The following is a 14,525-nucleotide window of genomic DNA, read 5'->3' on the forward strand; positions in this document are numbered from 1 at the left end:
TGCCTTCCGGTAGCGGCCGCCGAGGCTCCCTCACCACAGGGCGCTCTTGCGCGGGCATCCTGTACGTACCCATCCCACCCCATGGCGGCCCCCGCGAGGCCGTTTTCCCCCTGCTGCTGGAGGTTCCATGCGCCGCCTCGCCCTGCCGCTTCTGCTGACCCTGTTCGCCGCCCTGCCCGCGGCCCGTGCGGGGGTCGTTCAACTCCAGGCACCCGACGGCCTCACCCTGTACGCGGAGCACGTCTCCCCGGCCCGCCCCGTGGGCGCAGTGCTGCTCCTGCACGACGCGGGGCGGAATCTGCACGAGTTCGGGGGAGTGACCGGGCGGCTGGCGCGGGAAGGCTACGCCTCGCTGGCCCTCGACGCGCGCTTTGGCGGCGAGTACGACGGGTATCCCAACCGGACGGCCGCGGGGCTGGGCTCCCGCATCCTCACTGAGGCCGATACGCTCAGGGACCTGGATGCGGCCCTCGCCTGGCTGCGGCAGGCGCACCTGGGCGTGCCCCTCTTCGCGCTGGGCAGCGGCGCGGGCGGGGTGCTGCTCTTCCCGTTCGCCCTGCGGCACCCGGACCTCGCCGGAATCCTGGCGTTCAGCCTCTACCGGGGCGACCTCTTCGAGACGGACGCCCTGGCCGCCGCGCGGCAACTCCGGGTGCCCGTGTTCGTCACGAGCAGCGACGACCCCTTCGAGATCGGGGCGGCCCGGGAACTCGCCCGCGCCGCGCGGGGGGTGCAGTACGTCCCACCGGGCTTCGGCCTGCGCGGGGCGGTGACCCTCGACCCGGCCAAGACGACCGAGGCCGCCGTCAGCGAGGGGTACTGGAGGGCGGTGCTGCGCTTCCTGCGGCAGCCGGGGGCCAGGTAAGACCTCTCCCCTACGCCTCCTGCGGCAGCTTCTCCAGCAGGCCGACCAGACGCGGGTCGAGGGCCTTGCCCGCCTGGGCCCTCAAGCGGCCCACGTCGCCCGCCCGCACGTAGGCGTCGGCGGCGGTCAGGATGCGGGCGTACAGGGGGATGTCCTCGGCGGCGAGGCCCTCAGGCTCGCCCTGGCCGTCCCAGCGCTCGTGGTGGTGGCGGATGGCCTTTTGCGCCTCGGCCAGATGGGGCACGCCGTGCAGGAAGTTGGCCCCGACCTGGGCGTGCCCGGCCTCGCCGTGCAGCTTGCCCAGGTCGTGCAGGGTGGCGGCGTACCACAGCTCCTCCAGTTCGCGCTCGACCAGGCCCACCGCCCGCCCCAGCCGCATGGCCGTGTCGGCGACCGCCTGCGCGTGACCCAGGCCGTCGAACTCCTGGCTCTCGACCGCCTCCACCAGGGCGCCGGTGATCTGCCGCGCCGTCTGCCGCCACTCGTCGCGCGAGTGCAGCACGGTCAGCAGCGGCGCGACCGCTGCACCCCACGCCGCCGCAGCCTCCTGCTGCCCCGGTGTGATCTCCCCCGAGGAGGTGCGGTCGAGCACGAGTGCCCCCAGACCCCGGCCCCGGTCGCTCAGCGGCACGATGAGCGTCAGGGGCACCTCGCGCAGACCCGCGGCGTCCAGCTGGGCCTGGACCTCGGGGGGGTTGAGCTCGTACAGTTCGCGTCCCCCTCCCGTGAGCAGACGGACGCGCGGCCGGGCCCAGGGCCCCTGAAGCGGGGTGCCGATCAGTGACTTGGGGTAGCCGAACACGGCGGTGATCCGGTCCTGCCCCCGCCGCCACACCGCGTACCCCTGGGCCTGCCCCCCCAGCAGCGTGACGGCGTGGGCCAGGGCCCCCTCCAGCACCCCCTCCAGGCTGGGGCGGGCGAGCAGATCGGCCAGCACCCGCGTGGGGTCGGGCGGCTCGCCCGGGGGAACGACACCGGAATGACGGGGATCGGGCCCGGGCGGGGGCACGGACGGCGGACGGGGGCGTCGGAACACGTTCTGCCCAGTATAGCCACGCTACCCTACCCGGGTGACACCTGCGCCGACCTCCCCCACCGCGAGCCGCCCCCCCCACGCCGGGGTGACTGGCCCCGTGCAGCGGGCCTACGCGGCCTACGGGCGGCGGGCGCAGGCCTGGACCACACGCTACCAGGAGCGGGGCGGGCGGGTGTACTGCGGCGCCGGGTGCTTCGCCTGCTGCAACATGCCCATCCGCGTCAGTCTGGCTGAGGCACTGGTGACCGCTCAGGCCCTGACGGACGGGGAGGCCGCGCGTGTCGAGGCTCACGCCCGGAAGGTGCTCCACAACGCCCGCACCGCCCCGAACGACGACGTGTATGTCGAGCGGCACCGGGTGGAGGTCGGCTTCTGCCCCCTGCTGGACCGGGAGAGTGGCGGCTGCACCCGCTACGACGCGCGCCCCACCCGCTGCCGCGACACCTTCAGCGCCCTGCCCGCCCGCTACTGCGAGGCCGGGGCCTGGGAGCGGATGACCCGCCGCGAGCGCGAGAGTTACCGGCGCGAGGTCGCCCGCACCCCCGGCACGGACGGCGAATTGCACTTCATCGCGCCGCTGGAGCACCTCTCCGAGCCGGTGTGGGGGGCAGCGGCCAAGGCGATGCGCGCCGAGTGGGGATTCGAAGCCTGGGGCGACTTCTGGGTGCTGACCACCCTGGCCCGCGACGGGGCGTTCATGGCGTGCGTGACTCGTGGAGACGCCCGTGGGGCGTGGCAGGCTGCAAAAGCGCGGGGGCTGGCCCACCGGACGGTGCTGGAAATCGGCTGAGCGGAGGAGAACCCGTCGGCCCACCGCGCGGTCTGAACGGTCCGGAGCACCAGGTCGAGGTGCAACTCCAGCGGAATGCTCTTCCCCTCCGGGTCAGCGAAGGTAGAGATGAAGGAGTAGCAGGCGGTGGCGAGCGCCCGCGCCCCCGTCGCCGCGACAACCTGGGCCGACACGACATCCCGCACGTTGCCGAGCGTGAGGATTTCCGGGCGGTGTGCAGCAGAAGAAAGCTGCGTTTGAAACATTCTCTCGCCTCGAAGTGGTGGGGTTTGGGTGACACCCGACCCTCAGTCGTAGGACGCAAAAGAAAAATCCCGCGCTGGGCGGGATTTTTTCTGGTGGGTCGCCCGGGACTTGAACCCGGAACCCGCTGATTAAAAGAGGGCGTTAGGGGTATTCGGCCCCGTTTCCCCCTTCCCGGGGGAATCCGCCTAAATGCCGTGTAGAGCGGGAGAAAGCAGCGAAGGGGAGGCCGGGCGTTTCCGGTCCGGGGAGTGCATTTCCTGCCCTGAATGGGCCACGTTTGGGCCACAGTGTCCGGCTACTTCCGGGTGCGTAGCGCGTGGGGTAAGCTGTACGGGATGACGCCCACAGCCACGCTGAACGCTGCCCGATTGGGGCAGTGGCTCACGGTGGTAAATCGGCAAGGGTGGAAGACCCACACGCTGCACCTGTTCAGCGGTGAGGTGGAAGAGACGGTGTGTGCTCCCCTGATCGTGTGGGCCGCGAAGCCCGGCGAAGGAGAAGCACTGCCGAGGGTGCGGGCGCCTGAGCCTTCGCCACTGGTAGCCCAATTAGCGGTGATGAATAAGCGGGCGCACTTCCTGGCCTTCGTGCGGGCAGCGCATGGGAAGGTGCGGCACAGCGTCCGTTGGAAGACGGGCGCCAGGGTGCGGCGGCTTTGGAAGCTTCAAGCCCTGGACCGGGCGCGATGTGTCCTCAGCCGTCTACGGCGTCAAGAACGGGCATGCAGGGGACAAAATCTTACACGTCGGGCGCTTCGCACCCCAAGTAAGCACTGGAATGGTGAGCATGTGTACGCAATTGAGTGCCTAGAGGAGCGTTTTGAGCACCTTACCTCCACCTGGGCAAGTCAAGAAAACTCCAATGACGTAGATAGATCACTACTGGAATTTCTAGACGCTGAATTAAGTGCTGTGTACATGGGGTACACCGGCCCCCAGATGTGGGCATCGGGACCGGAAAGAGACCGGTACTTGCCCTACCTCCTGGCCTACGCCCGCGCTATAGGGGACAAGTGGGGGCTTGTCGAAGTGGTAGCGGCGATGCGTTACCGCCCATACAGCTTGGCTGGGCTGCTCAAGCACCTTGAACGGGCCGCCTACCGCGCCCACCTTACCCGCCGCGTTCGGCCTGTCTCTCGTCGCACCCGCGCCCCCCGGCCCCTGTACGTGCGGCCACGGCCTCCCACGGCCCCACTTGCCCCCCCTGTGGCCTGAGCGCCGGGCCGCTTCGATTCTGGCGAAGCGGTGAGCGGTAGGCCCGGCCCTGCCTGACGTGCGGCCCCTTCCCCCCGTGGGAAGGCGCGGCCCCTCAGACATGCAGCCCTAACCCGGCGAAGAAGGAAGCCGGGGCCAGGGGCAGGGGAACCCATGACACTAAACGCTCACCCTCAGGTAACGGCCCGCCCGGACGCGGCGCCCACCCCGCCCGAAGTCGAAGACCGGATGCTGACGCCCCAGGCCCTCTGGAAGCGGTACGGCCTGCCGCGTGACCTGATCTACACGGCCATACACGCTGGGGAACTGCCCGCCTACAACGCGGCCCGGCAGGGCAAGCCCCGCTTTCTGATCGCCGTCTCTGACTTCCTGACGTGGCGCGAGACGCTGCGCGTAGGGGCCAAGAAGTGACGCCCGGCGGGCAGGCCGGGCGCAGAGCGGGGAAGCTTCACTCACAGCATAAGGGGAAGACGCGCCGCCCGTCTCCCCTCGCCGGGGGTGGGCTGTGAGCGCCCTGCCTGACGCCCTGCGGCACCCGGCCAACCGGCCCCAGCCCCTCGTCGAGTGGTTGGCCGCCCAGGTGAATCCGTCCGCTGACTTGCGCGGCCTGGAAGATGGCGGCGGCGTGCTATGCGACTTCCGCCCCGGCCTGGAGGAGCGTGACCCTTCCCTCTCGGTGAGCGTGGGTACACAGGGCACGGTCTTCAAACGCTTCGGAGGGGACGGCTTCGAGGGGGGCGCGTTGGACTTCGTGGCCCTGGCCCTGAACGTCTCGAAGGGCGAGGCGGCCCGGCTGCTCATCGAGCGGGCCGGACTTGTGGACACGCCCGGCGAAGGGAAGAAGGGCTGGGGCAACCTTGGCGGTGCTGCCCCCAGCCCGGCGAAGAAGGAAGGCGGGAAGGCGCGGCGGGTAGACCCGGCCCGCGTGCGCGAGAAGTTGGCCGCACAGGGGCCGCTCACGCCAGACGCCCTGGCCCACGCCCTGCGCGGGTGGGTCCGCATCGAGGCAGGCGAAGACAGCCCGGAACACGCAGAACTCGCCCGGCGCGGCCTCTCCCCCGCCCTGGCCTCCGGCGTGCTGCGGGCGTGGCGCTTCGCCGGGAAGTACGGCGGCACGGAAGGGGGGCCGCAAAAGATCGTCCGGCTTCCGGGGTACGTGCTGCCCGGCGCCGTGGCCTTCGAGGTGCGCGGCCCGGACGGGCAGCCCTGGGCGGTGAAGGTCCGCAACCCCGGCACTAAGGTGGAGCTCGAAGCGGCAGGGGCCACACGCTACGCCTACCTCACGAAAGGCGGGCACTCCCCCGCATGGTGCGCCCCCAGCTACCTTGAAGACCCCACGCGCGTCGCGCTGATCGTCGAGGGGGAGCTGAACGCGGCGGCAGTGTGCGTGATGCTCGAAGCGACAGGCCAGGGGGACGCCTACCGAGTGCAGGGGGTGGCGAGCGCGAGCGCCTGGCCCCACCTGCACGGCCTAGAAGCGGGCCGGGCGGCCTACATCTATGCGGACCCGGACCCTGAAGGGGACGCGGCTCGCGAAGCCTGGGCGAAGGTCTGCGCGAATGCGGGGGCACAGGTCCGGCAGGTGGGGGCGGCCTTCTCCTACCTGGACCCGGCAACGGAACACCCCTCATGGATTCAGGGCGGGGACGCCTGTGATGCCCTGGCCGCGGTGGGCCGCTTCGCCACGCCGGAAGGCCACGCGGCAACGATGGGGCGGCGCTTCCTCGAAGTGCTGGCAGCGGCGCAGCCCTGGCAGCCCCCAGCCCCCCCACAAGAAGGCGGCGAAGAGGCAGGCCGGGGGGACGCCGGGGACGTGTGGGAATCCAAGCGCCGCGGCTACGGCGTGCGCGGCGGGAAGCTATGCGCCCTGACCGTGAAGAAAGACGAAGACACGGGCGAAGACTGGGAACAGGCGGAAACGTTGGCCGACTTCACGGCCTTCATCACGGCGGAAGTGATCGAGGAGGACGGCAGCGGGGAAGCTCGGCGCGTCTTCCAGATCGAGGGCACGCGCCCGGACGGTGCCCCTCTCTTCCCCCCGGTGGTGACGGTCCCCACGGCTGAGTTCTCCGGCATGGCCTGGCTCGTAGCGAAGTGGGGCGGGGAAGCCCGCGTGCCTGCCGGACAGGGCAAGAAAGACAAGGCGCGGGACGCCATACAGGTCTTGAGCAACGCCCGGGGCTACCCGCGCCGGACGGTCTACCAGCACACCGGCTGGATTGGGCACGCCGAACACGGCCCTCTGTACCTCACGGCGGGCGCAGTGATCGGCGCGGCGGGCGGTGTGGACGGCGTGGCGGTGGACTTGGGCGGCAGGCTGTCCGCCTACGCCCTGCCGGACCCGGTGACGAAGGAAGACGGCACGCCCCGGCCCCGGGAAGACGTGCGGGATGCGGTGCGGGCGTCCCTGGACCTGCTGAACCTGGCCCCGGACGCGGTGGGCGTCCCCATGCTGGGCGCGGCCTACCGGGCGGCCCTCGGCCCGGCAGACTTCGTGGAATGGACCGTGGGCCCCACGGGGCACCATAAGACCGCCTTCATGGGGCCGGTCATGAGCCACTACGGGGCGCGGTGGGGCCGGAAGTTCCTGCCGGACGGCTGGAACAGTTCGGCAAACGCGCTCGAAAGCAACGCCTTCCGGGTGAAGGATGCCCTCTTCGTGATTGACGACTTCAAGCCTTCGGGCAGCGCGGGCGACCGGGCACGGCTCGAAGGCGCGGCCTCACGCATCATTCAGGGCGCGGCGGACGGCGCGGGGCGCGGCACGCTGACGGCGGACCGGCGCACGCGGGCGGCGCTGTACTCGCGCGGTCTGATCGCCACCTCTGCGGAGGAGTTGCCGCGCGGCCACAGCAACCGGGCGCGGCTCGTGATGGTGGAAGTCAGGCGTCCCCTGATTGACTCCCCTTTGAAGTCGCGGGCCTTCTTCGAGGCGGAAGAGAAGGCGGGTGAGGGCGTCTACGCGCTGGCCCTGGCCGCCTTCGTGCGGGGCCTGGCCTCTTCCTTCGAGGCGGTGCGGGTGGGAGGCCCGGCTCACGTGCGGCGCGTGCGGGAGCTGTCCCCCCACTTTCAGGGTCAGCACGGGCGCACCGGGGATGCGGCGGCAGAGCTGGCCTACGGCTGGGAAGTCTTTCTGTCCTTTGCCGTGCGGATGGGCGCAGTAGACGAAGGGGAAGCCCTGGCCCTGTGGGACCGAGTGACGGCGGCCCTCTCGGAGACGGCGAAGGGGCAGGGGGAACACCTGACGGACGCGGACCCCGTGGCCCGCGCCCTCGCCCTGCTGTCCGGGCTGCTGGCCCAGGGGCGCGTGTACCTCGAAGACCTGCGCGGCGGCGGTCAGCCGGACCCGGAAGCGGCTCCCCTGTGCGGCTGGCAGCGGCAGCGGCGCACCTTCACGCAAGGCGGCGAAGAGGAAGAGGTCTTCTCGACGAAGCCCGGCGCGTTCATGGTCGGCTACCACGTCCACGAGAGCGGCCAGGACTGGGGCCTCTTCCTGCCGGACGGCCTCTATGAAGCATTGCAGCGGGCCGCCCAGGGGCAGGCGGGCGCCGCATTGCCGGACGCGGGGAAGCTGTGGGGCAACCTACGGGACCGCCTTCAGGGCACAGGCCTGATGAAGTGCGAGGCGGAAGCCGGGGGCCGCGTGCGCTACACGGCGAAGAGGAAGGCCCCGGACGGCGTGCGCCGCCACTTCCTGACGCTGCGTCTTCCCTTGGAGGGTCCCTCTGAATCTCTGGGGACTTTGGGGCCACTGGGGACTCATGGCGAAGAAAGCACGTCTGACACGGGTTTCCTCTGCGTCCCCAACTTAAATTATTTCTCTAATGAATTGGGGACTCTGGGGACTCTAGGAAAGAGTGACCCGTCTTCCTTCGCCGCTTCCCTTCCCCATGCGGAAGCCCTGCCGGACCTCGAAGACCTGGAACCCTGGGAGGTGGAGCTGTGACGGGCGAAGACGTGCGGGGGCTGCTGTCCGCCCTCGCGGGCGCGGGCGTGACGGTCCGCCTTTCCCCCGCGGGGGATGCCCTGGTCCTCACCGGCAGGGGCGGCCCCCCGGCTGACCTGCTAGAAGCCGTGCGGGCCGCGAAGCCTGCCCTGCTCGAAGCCTTGCGCCTGGCAAAGGTTGAGGCGCCGGACGTGGCCCCGCGGGAAGACCTGCCGCCCACGAAGGCAGGCCCGCCCCTGCCAGGCTGGGAGACGCTGGCCAGCCAGCCTGGCCGCTGCGGGAGCTGCGCCCGCTTCGAGCTGGCCCCGGACTGGGGGGCGCTGATGGGTACATGCCGCATGCCCACCGGGGCCTGGCCGGACAGCCTGCCCCCCCTCGCCATCCACGCCGGGCACAGGTGCGCGGCCTACCGGGAAGAGGGTCAGGACGTGGGCCGGGGCTACCGGGCGCGGGACGGCGGCAAGCAGTACGGGCCGCGCGTGCCTGTCCCCCTTGAAGACCGGCAGGGGGCGCGGCTGTGACGGGCGTGTTTGATGGCCTACGCCCGCACCCTGCCCCCCGGCCCGGAGCGGCGAGCGGTGCGGACGCTGTGCCTACAGGGCAGACCTGACCGGCAGGGCGTGGCCCTCGTGACGGCGGCGAGCATGGGCTACCTGTCGCGCGGCCAGATCACCCCCCAGGGCGAGGCGGTGGCCTGCGCTTTCCTTCGCCGGGAAGGGCTGGGCCTGTGAGCGGCGAAGCCATGACGCCCGCACAGGCCCGCGTGCTGCTCGAAGCCCTGCGTGGGTGGTACGTGGCCCAAGGCCAGGACGAGGGCACGGCCTTCGTTGGGCGCACCCTGGCCCGCCTGCCGGACCTCACGCCCTCACAACGGCGCGGGGCGCGGGACAGCCTGGAAGGAGCTGGGCTGCTGATGCGCGGCGGCTTCCTGCCTACCTGGGGCCGGTTGCTGGCCCTGCGCGTGGGGGCAGCCGTCCACAGCGGCCACGCCCTGCCGTGGGTGAGGACGTGACCGGCGAAGGCAGAACCGCGCCCCTCATGGCCCGGATGCGTGGTGACAGGTGGACGCCCCACGGCGTCCGGGCCGCCCTCGGAGCCTCACCCTGGGCAGCCCTCCCCCCCCTCTCTATACGCGGCCCCCACGGCGGGGCAGGTGGTGACGCATGAACCCCGACCCCAAAGAAGCCCGGCAGGCGAAGCGCCGGAAACGGCGCATGAAGTCCGGCACCCTCGAAGACGCCCGTGCCCTGCTGTGGCGGGCGCTGACGCGGGCCGGTGATCTGCTCGAAGAGGAAGACGCGGCCCTGAGCCTGAAAGCCATTCACGCCATTTCCCAGGGCGCTGCGGCCTACGCCCGCATTGTGGAAGTGGGCGAACTGGAAGCCCGGATAGCGGCCCTCGAAGGGCAGCACGGCGAAGAGGAAGGCAGCGGCCCCCGGCTGGGTAGGGGGGCGGCGTGACGTTGCGCGGCAGGCTGGCGAAGCTCGAAGCGCGGCGGCCCCCCGAGCTGGTGCGGGTCACGATCACCCGGCAGGTTGTGGGCGGCGGGGCCAGGGAAGACGGCGAAGGGTTGGATGTGGTGCGTGTCGAGCGGCGCGAGTTCACCCTGTACCCGGACGGCGTGCCGGGCCGGTGGGCGAAGTGACCGGGCGGCGCTCCCGGCTGGCCCGCCTGGAAGCCCAGCGAAGGGAAGAGGGTGGGGACATGGTGGGCATCTTCGAGGCGGACCTACAGGCGGGCGTATGGCGCGAAGTCGAGGGCGGCGCGGGCCGCACGTTGCCTCTTTCACTGGAAGACTTCGCGGAAGGCGGCAGGCTGGAAGCGGCAGGCGGGGCGCTGCTGATGCTGGCTCCGGCGGGCGGCTCGAAGATCATCGCGGGGATCAGCGGGGCGGACCTGTGAGGGCACGCGGGAAGCTGGCCCGGCTGCAAGCTCTGGAAGCCCGCGAAGAGGCCCGGCGCGAAGACATGCGGGCGGCCAACTGGGCGCAGATCGAGCGGGTGGAAGGGCTGCTGTCCCCCGAAGACCGGTCGGCGTGGCGGGACGCGCTCGCCACGCTGGAGCATGACGCCGACCCGGACAGCATGGCCCGCATGGTCCGGGCCTGTGGGTGGCTGCCCGAAGACCTGCCCGTAACTCACCCGGCGAAGGAAGACGCGGAAGCGTGGGCGGACATGGCCCTAGACGTGCCCGAAGGGGCGCCGCCGCTGGCCCCACCTGTGGGCCGGGTGGGGGACTTCGTGGGCTACTTCGAGGCGTGCGCGGCGTGGTGTGACCGTGAAGCGCGTCGCGTCCCTCTCTCGCCGGATGTTCACCGGCTGGCCCGATGGGGCCGCTCGCTCTGGCACTTCGAGGCGGCGCTGTGCCGGGTGCTGGGGGGCGAGGCATGACGGGCCGCACCCTGCGCCTTCGCCGCCTGGAAGACCTGGCACGGCAGGCCGCGGCGGGCCGCGAAGACCTGAACGCGGGCCGGGTGCGCGCGGCCCTGGGCCTGCTGTCTGATGCGGACCTAGAAGCCTTGGAAGGGGCCGTGATTGCGGCGGGCGGGGTGGGGCTGCCCGTGCGCCCTTGGGCGGACCTGCCCCCCGGCCTGCCGGAAGATCACGCGCGGGCCTGGGGCTGGGCGGCGCACATGGACCGGCTGACGGGCGCTCACCCGTGGCCCATGCCGCCTGCCGCTGCCCCTGCCGTCTTCGAGGCCCAGGCCGCGAAGGTGGAAGGGCTGGGCCAGGAAGACGCCTGGGCGCGGGTGGCGTGGGTGTTATACGCCGCCCTGGCCCGGGTGATCCTCGAAGAACAGGGGGACTTATGACGGCGAAGAATCAGGCGCCCGCTGCGCTGGAGGGCTGCTACAGGGCTTGCAATTCGTGCATTCTGCCGGGCCGTGCGCCCGCGTGGCCCCCCTCCATTTCCTCCATTTTTGGCGGTGAAAAGAGGGCGGTGAAAAGAGAAGGTCCACAGGTACAGGGAAGACCGGGGGACAGGGGCAAAGGTGAGTGGCGGGGGTGTCCATCTTGGACACGCCCCACGCTTCCGAGGAAGGGAAGACGTGGGGCGTAGGGTAGACTCAGGGCTTCAAAGGATGTGGGCGCGTTAGGAAGGTGGTGCGGGCGTCTAGGCGTAGCCTGTGGGAATCTTCCTTAGAATGCTGTTGACACTATGGCCCATTATTATTATCCCAATGTTGAATGCGGCAGCGCCAGTCGAAGGAGACGTTTGGAGCAGGCGAACCATTAAAATTCCAAGACATTACTTCAATCTGCACAGTACTATTGTTTGTAACCCTTCTCATCATCGTTAAGAAGACGGGTAATCTTGAACGAGGGGTAGCGACAAAATTTAGGGGGAGAGAATAATAAGGATTTGAAGTACAAAAGAAATCCTCAAGTAGAAATTGAATTGTTCCATTAGCATCTGTATGTGACAGACCACTCACATCAAGAAGAGGATTCGAGCTCTGCCTGCACATTTTTGTAGAATTACCCGTTGTTCCTGTTTCTCGTGACGTAACCCATCCATCGTTTGTGGAATTCAAAGCGATGTATTCACGTAGAACGATTTGTTGGTCATCTTTATCTGCTGACAGGTCCCGTCCGAGAATCGCCTCAAAATGTTTCTCCAAGCCATCGGATTCAGACATTTTGATCTCCTTGCATAGCGAGAACCCAGCTAGAGCCGTCAAAGGATTGCTGAAGCCGAGTAATTGAAATGGGCGGCGGCAACGCGGTAGTAGACGGCATTATCCGCTAAACCTTCAATGGTGCTTTACGCGCCAGTCCCGTTATGCAAAACGGGAGGGTTGGGCGGACCATTAGTCAGGGGGATTACGGCAGAAAGGCCACAGTACGAGGAAGAGCCCCTGTTTGGGCGGGTACCACATGGGTGAAACCAAGTACGTCCCCTGTCTTACCAAGATTACATGAAATGACACAATATGTCACCAACCCCAAATGCAATAGTGGTTGGAAAAGCGAGCGAATGTGCTGTAGACAACGAAAGTCAGGCACTTGGCACTTTCTTAATGACGAGGGCAGAGAAGGTTGATTCGATGATCTTACGCGCCAACGCTTCCTCCTTCGCCGTGCGTCTTTCATGGGGTGCAGACTGGGGAGCATAAGCCGGGGGCCGGGAAAGGTACAGCGAGGCATCCTGGGAGCGCTGGAAGGCGAGCCGCTGTCCGGGCCAGAGCTTGCCCGGCACCTGGGGGCCAGTGAGGGCAGCACCCGCCGGGCGCTTCGCCACCTCGCCGTTTCGGGCCGGGTGGTCTGCTTGGGCTTCACCCTAGGGGGTGGGCAGCGGTGGGGCCTGCAGGGGGCGCGGCTGGCCCTGTGGCCCTTGGAACGGGAAGCCCGGCTATGTGCCTTGATGGGGCCGCGGTTCGCCCGGTCATTCCAGCGTGCGGTGGTGGCGGCGCTGTAGCGCGGGCGGTCCACCTACCACGCTCGAACATACGGCTTGCAGCGGGCGTTCTCCTCCTTGGCCGGGAAGCGTGGGCGCAAATCGTCGCTCCTTCCAAGATGCTGGAGTGCTGTCATTTGTTGGGGGAGGAAGCGCCTAAGCTTCCCGGTGAAGCGAAGCAGCCCACCTCCTAAGTGTCGCGTTGCTGCTTCGCCATGTACCGGTCATGGGGTGCAGACTGAGGGCATGAGCCGAGGGCCGGGGCGAGTTCAGCGGGGCATCCTGGAAGCCCTGGAGGGTGGGCCGCTGGGGACGGCAGACCTCGCCCGGCACGTAGGGGCCAGGGAGGACAGCACGCGCCGGGCGCTGCGGCGGCTGGCTGCGCGGGGCCGGGTGGTCTGCCTGGGCTTTACCCTAGGCGGCGGGCTGCGTTGGGGCTTGCCGGACATGCGCGCGGCACGGCTGGCCCTGTGGCCCCTGGAACGGGAAGCCAGGCTATGTGCCTTGATGGGGCCGCGCTTCGCCCGGTCATTCCGGCGTGCGGTGGTGGCGGCGCTGTAGCGCAGCCGGGTCCTGTCACCCTGCCGGGCAGGCTGAAGGCATGACGCGGCGAAGGGTGGAAAAACCAAGATTGAATCGGCGGCTACCTGCTGTACCGGCGGTTCATCCCCACGCCTGTGGGGAACGCTGGGTCGTCACGACCATGTGCGTGTTGTCGCCCGGTTCATCCCCACGCCTGTGGGGAACGCGGGGGAGCCGGGGTCGAAGGCGGGCACCCAGGCGGTTCATCCCCACGCCTGTGGGGAACGCCGTTTGAGGGCACCACGACCACAGGGGGCGCGCGGTTCATCCCCACGCCTGTGGGGAACGCTGGGTTCTGCGCTGGGTGAGGCTGCTCCCAATCGGTTCATCCTCACGCCTGTGGGGAACGCTCATAGAGGCCGCCCAGGACGGTCTCCAGCGTCGGTTCTTCCCCACGCCTGTGGGGAACGCGGCACGCGGTATTTAGGGCCTCTGTGCTGGCCCGGTTCATCCCCACGCCTGTGGGGAACGCCGGGCCTCCGAACCGACTGCGTTCGTGCGGAACGGTTCATCCCCACGCCTGTGGGGAACGCGTGGCCAACCCCACCACCACCGTAACGGCCAACGGTTCATCCCCACGCCTGTGGGGAACGCGAACAACTCGGCCAAATCCATTAGGTAGCCGCCGGTTCATCCCCACGCCTGTGGGGAACGCCAGTTGCCCTTCGTTGATAAAAGCTATGAGAGCGGTTCATCCCCACGCCTGTGGGGAACGCAGAACGCCTCACCGCTGCCTCCAGCTCGGGTTCGGTTCATCCCCACGCCTGTGGGGAACGCCTGCACGCTGAAGCCGTCAGACTGCTGTCAGGCGGTTCATCCCCACGCCTGTGGGGAACGCGCGGTGCAGCTCGGTGATGATGAGGTGGACGGCGGTTCATCCCCACGCCTGTGGGGAACGCCAGGGTTCGGGTGTTCGGTTTCAGCATTACCACGGTTCATCCCCACGCCTGTGGGGAACGCCGGAGGCCGACCTTCCCACAATCGGGCAGAGACGGTTCATCCCCACGCCTGTGGGGAACGCGAAAGGACAGGCAGCGAGCGACCGTGAGGGAGCGGTTCATCCCCACGCCTGTGGGGAACGCGTAGCCGCCCCGAGGATGACCGCGCCACCCGTCGGTTCATCCCCACGCCTGTGGGGAACGCGAAACGGGGCGGGTCACGACTACGCAGCTGACCGGTTCATCCCCACGCCTGTGGGGAACGCGCATCGTCGGCCTGGTGGCGCTCTCGACGGAGCGGTTCATCCCCACGCCTGTGGGGAACGCCCGCAACTCTCACGGTAGCTGCCAACCATCACCGGTTCATCCCCACGCCTGCGGGGAACGCATTCATGGACAATGCACCAAAGTCCAAACCTACGGTTCATCCCCACGCCTGTGGGGAACGCAGCACGCCCCAGATGCCCAGATCGGAACTAATCGGTTCATCCCCACGCCTGTGGGGAACGC

Annotated in this window: 15 protein-coding genes and 1 CRISPR repeat array; of the genes, 13 read left to right on the forward strand and 2 right to left on the reverse strand. The window is 69.0% G+C overall.

The annotated features are described in order from the left end of the window. The first annotated feature begins 127 nt into the window (after nt 1–127). Nucleotides 128–865 carry an alpha/beta hydrolase gene (locus F784_RS0111540; RefSeq protein ID WP_019586889.1) on the forward strand — a complete coding sequence of 246 codons (738 nt, stop codon included), beginning with the start codon at nt 128–130 and terminating at the stop codon, nt 863–865. A 10-nt stretch (nt 866–875) separates the two neighbouring features. On the opposite strand, the gene F784_RS0111545 is transcribed toward F784_RS0111540, so the two are convergent. Next, complete coding sequence (locus F784_RS0111545; protein ID WP_026332427.1) at nt 876–1,901, reverse strand: HD-GYP domain-containing protein; 1,026 nt, start codon at nt 1,899–1,901, stop codon at nt 876–878. 97 nt (nt 1,902–1,998) lie between these two features. Between F784_RS0111545 and F784_RS0111550 the strand changes: the two genes are divergently transcribed. The 11 genes from F784_RS0111550 to F784_RS0111600 all read left to right on the forward strand — a co-directional run bounded on the left by F784_RS0111550 (nt 1,999) and on the right by F784_RS0111600 (nt 10,909). Continuing rightward, a complete protein-coding gene (locus tag F784_RS0111550) occupies nt 1,999–2,691 on the forward strand; it encodes a YkgJ family cysteine cluster protein (protein WP_019586891.1) in 693 nt (230 codons plus the stop codon). A gap of 1,613 nt (nt 2,692–4,304) precedes the next feature. After that, complete coding sequence (locus tag F784_RS23030; protein WP_040383035.1) at nt 4,305–4,562, forward strand: hypothetical protein; 258 nt, start codon at nt 4,305–4,307, stop codon at nt 4,560–4,562. A gap of 94 nt (nt 4,563–4,656) precedes the next feature. Next, entirely contained in the window at nt 4,657–8,097 is a 3,441-nt protein-coding gene (locus F784_RS0111560; RefSeq protein ID WP_019586893.1) for a hypothetical protein, read from the forward strand. Then, complete coding sequence (locus F784_RS0111565; protein WP_019586894.1) at nt 8,094–8,618, forward strand: hypothetical protein; 525 nt, start codon at nt 8,094–8,096, stop codon at nt 8,616–8,618. Before F784_RS0111560 ends, F784_RS0111565 begins: the two co-directional genes overlap by 4 nt. Before the next feature lie 12 nt (nt 8,619–8,630). Further along, the gene (locus F784_RS0111570) at nt 8,631–8,828 is read left to right on the forward strand and encodes a hypothetical protein (protein ID WP_019586895.1); all 198 of its coding nucleotides are present in this window, start codon (nt 8,631–8,633) and stop codon (nt 8,826–8,828) included. 11 nt (nt 8,829–8,839) lie between these two features. Further along, the gene (locus tag F784_RS0111575; RefSeq protein WP_157465199.1) at nt 8,840–9,109 is read left to right on the forward strand and encodes a hypothetical protein; all 270 of its coding nucleotides are present in this window, start codon (nt 8,840–8,842) and stop codon (nt 9,107–9,109) included. A 151-nt stretch (nt 9,110–9,260) separates the two neighbouring features. Then, on the forward strand, nt 9,261–9,557 hold the full coding sequence (locus F784_RS0111580) for a hypothetical protein (protein ID WP_019586897.1): 297 nt from the start codon (nt 9,261–9,263) through the stop codon (nt 9,555–9,557). Then, nucleotides 9,554–9,742, forward strand: coding sequence for a hypothetical protein (locus tag F784_RS0111585; protein ID WP_019586898.1), 189 nt, complete (start codon nt 9,554–9,556; stop codon nt 9,740–9,742). Before F784_RS0111580 ends, F784_RS0111585 begins: the two co-directional genes overlap by 4 nt. Further along, the gene (locus F784_RS0111590) at nt 9,739–9,999 is read left to right on the forward strand and encodes a hypothetical protein (protein ID WP_157465200.1); all 261 of its coding nucleotides are present in this window, start codon (nt 9,739–9,741) and stop codon (nt 9,997–9,999) included. Before F784_RS0111585 ends, F784_RS0111590 begins: the two co-directional genes overlap by 4 nt. After that, nucleotides 9,996–10,487, forward strand: coding sequence for a hypothetical protein (locus tag F784_RS0111595; RefSeq protein ID WP_019586900.1), 492 nt, complete (start codon nt 9,996–9,998; stop codon nt 10,485–10,487). The genes F784_RS0111590 and F784_RS0111595 overlap by 4 nt, the downstream gene beginning before the upstream one ends. Next, entirely contained in the window at nt 10,484–10,909 is a 426-nt protein-coding gene (locus F784_RS0111600) for a hypothetical protein (protein WP_019586901.1), read from the forward strand. Before F784_RS0111595 ends, F784_RS0111600 begins: the two co-directional genes overlap by 4 nt. Nucleotides 10,910–11,254: 345 nt before the next feature. Here F784_RS0111600 and F784_RS26180 read toward each other — a convergent pair whose 3' ends face one another. Then, the gene (locus F784_RS26180) at nt 11,255–11,737 is read right to left on the reverse strand and encodes a hypothetical protein (RefSeq protein WP_157465201.1); all 483 of its coding nucleotides are present in this window, start codon (nt 11,735–11,737) and stop codon (nt 11,255–11,257) included. A 1,004-nt stretch (nt 11,738–12,741) separates the two neighbouring features. Between F784_RS26180 and F784_RS0111605 the strand changes: the two genes are divergently transcribed. Continuing rightward, nucleotides 12,742–13,056 (forward strand): hypothetical protein, encoded by a 315-nt coding sequence (locus F784_RS0111605; RefSeq protein ID WP_019586902.1) that lies wholly within the window; start codon nt 12,742–12,744, stop codon nt 13,054–13,056. Nucleotides 13,057–13,154: 98 nt separating this feature from the next. Beyond that, nucleotides 13,155–14,525: direct repeats of the CRISPR family, unit length 29 nt; unit sequence CGGTTCATCCCCACGCCTGTGGGGAACGC.

The sequence above is a fragment of the Deinococcus apachensis DSM 19763 genome, from assembly GCF_000381345.1.
Taxonomy (GTDB): Bacteria; Deinococcota; Deinococci; order Deinococcales; family Deinococcaceae; genus Deinococcus; species Deinococcus apachensis.

What these genes read in the sequence shown, in the direction of transcription:
- F784_RS0111540 (WP_019586889.1), top strand. Translation starts at nt 128, where the DNA reads ATGCGCCGCCTCGCCCTGCCGCTTCTGCTGACCCTGTTCGCCGCCCTG.
- F784_RS23030 (WP_040383035.1), top strand. Translation starts at nt 4,305, where the DNA reads ATGACACTAAACGCTCACCCTCAGGTAACGGCCCGCCCGGACGCGGCG.
- F784_RS0111570 (WP_019586895.1), top strand. Translation starts at nt 8,631, where the DNA reads ATGGCCTACGCCCGCACCCTGCCCCCCGGCCCGGAGCGGCGAGCGGTG.
- F784_RS0111575 (WP_157465199.1), top strand. Translation starts at nt 8,840, where the DNA reads ATGACGCCCGCACAGGCCCGCGTGCTGCTCGAAGCCCTGCGTGGGTGG.
- F784_RS0111580 (WP_019586897.1), top strand. Translation starts at nt 9,261, where the DNA reads ATGAACCCCGACCCCAAAGAAGCCCGGCAGGCGAAGCGCCGGAAACGG.
- F784_RS0111600 (WP_019586901.1), top strand. Translation starts at nt 10,484, where the DNA reads ATGACGGGCCGCACCCTGCGCCTTCGCCGCCTGGAAGACCTGGCACGG.
- F784_RS26180 (WP_157465201.1), bottom strand. Translation starts at nt 11,737, where the DNA reads ATGTCTGAATCCGATGGCTTGGAGAAACATTTTGAGGCGATTCTCGGA.
- F784_RS0111605 (WP_019586902.1), top strand. Translation starts at nt 12,742, where the DNA reads ATGAGCCGAGGGCCGGGGCGAGTTCAGCGGGGCATCCTGGAAGCCCTG.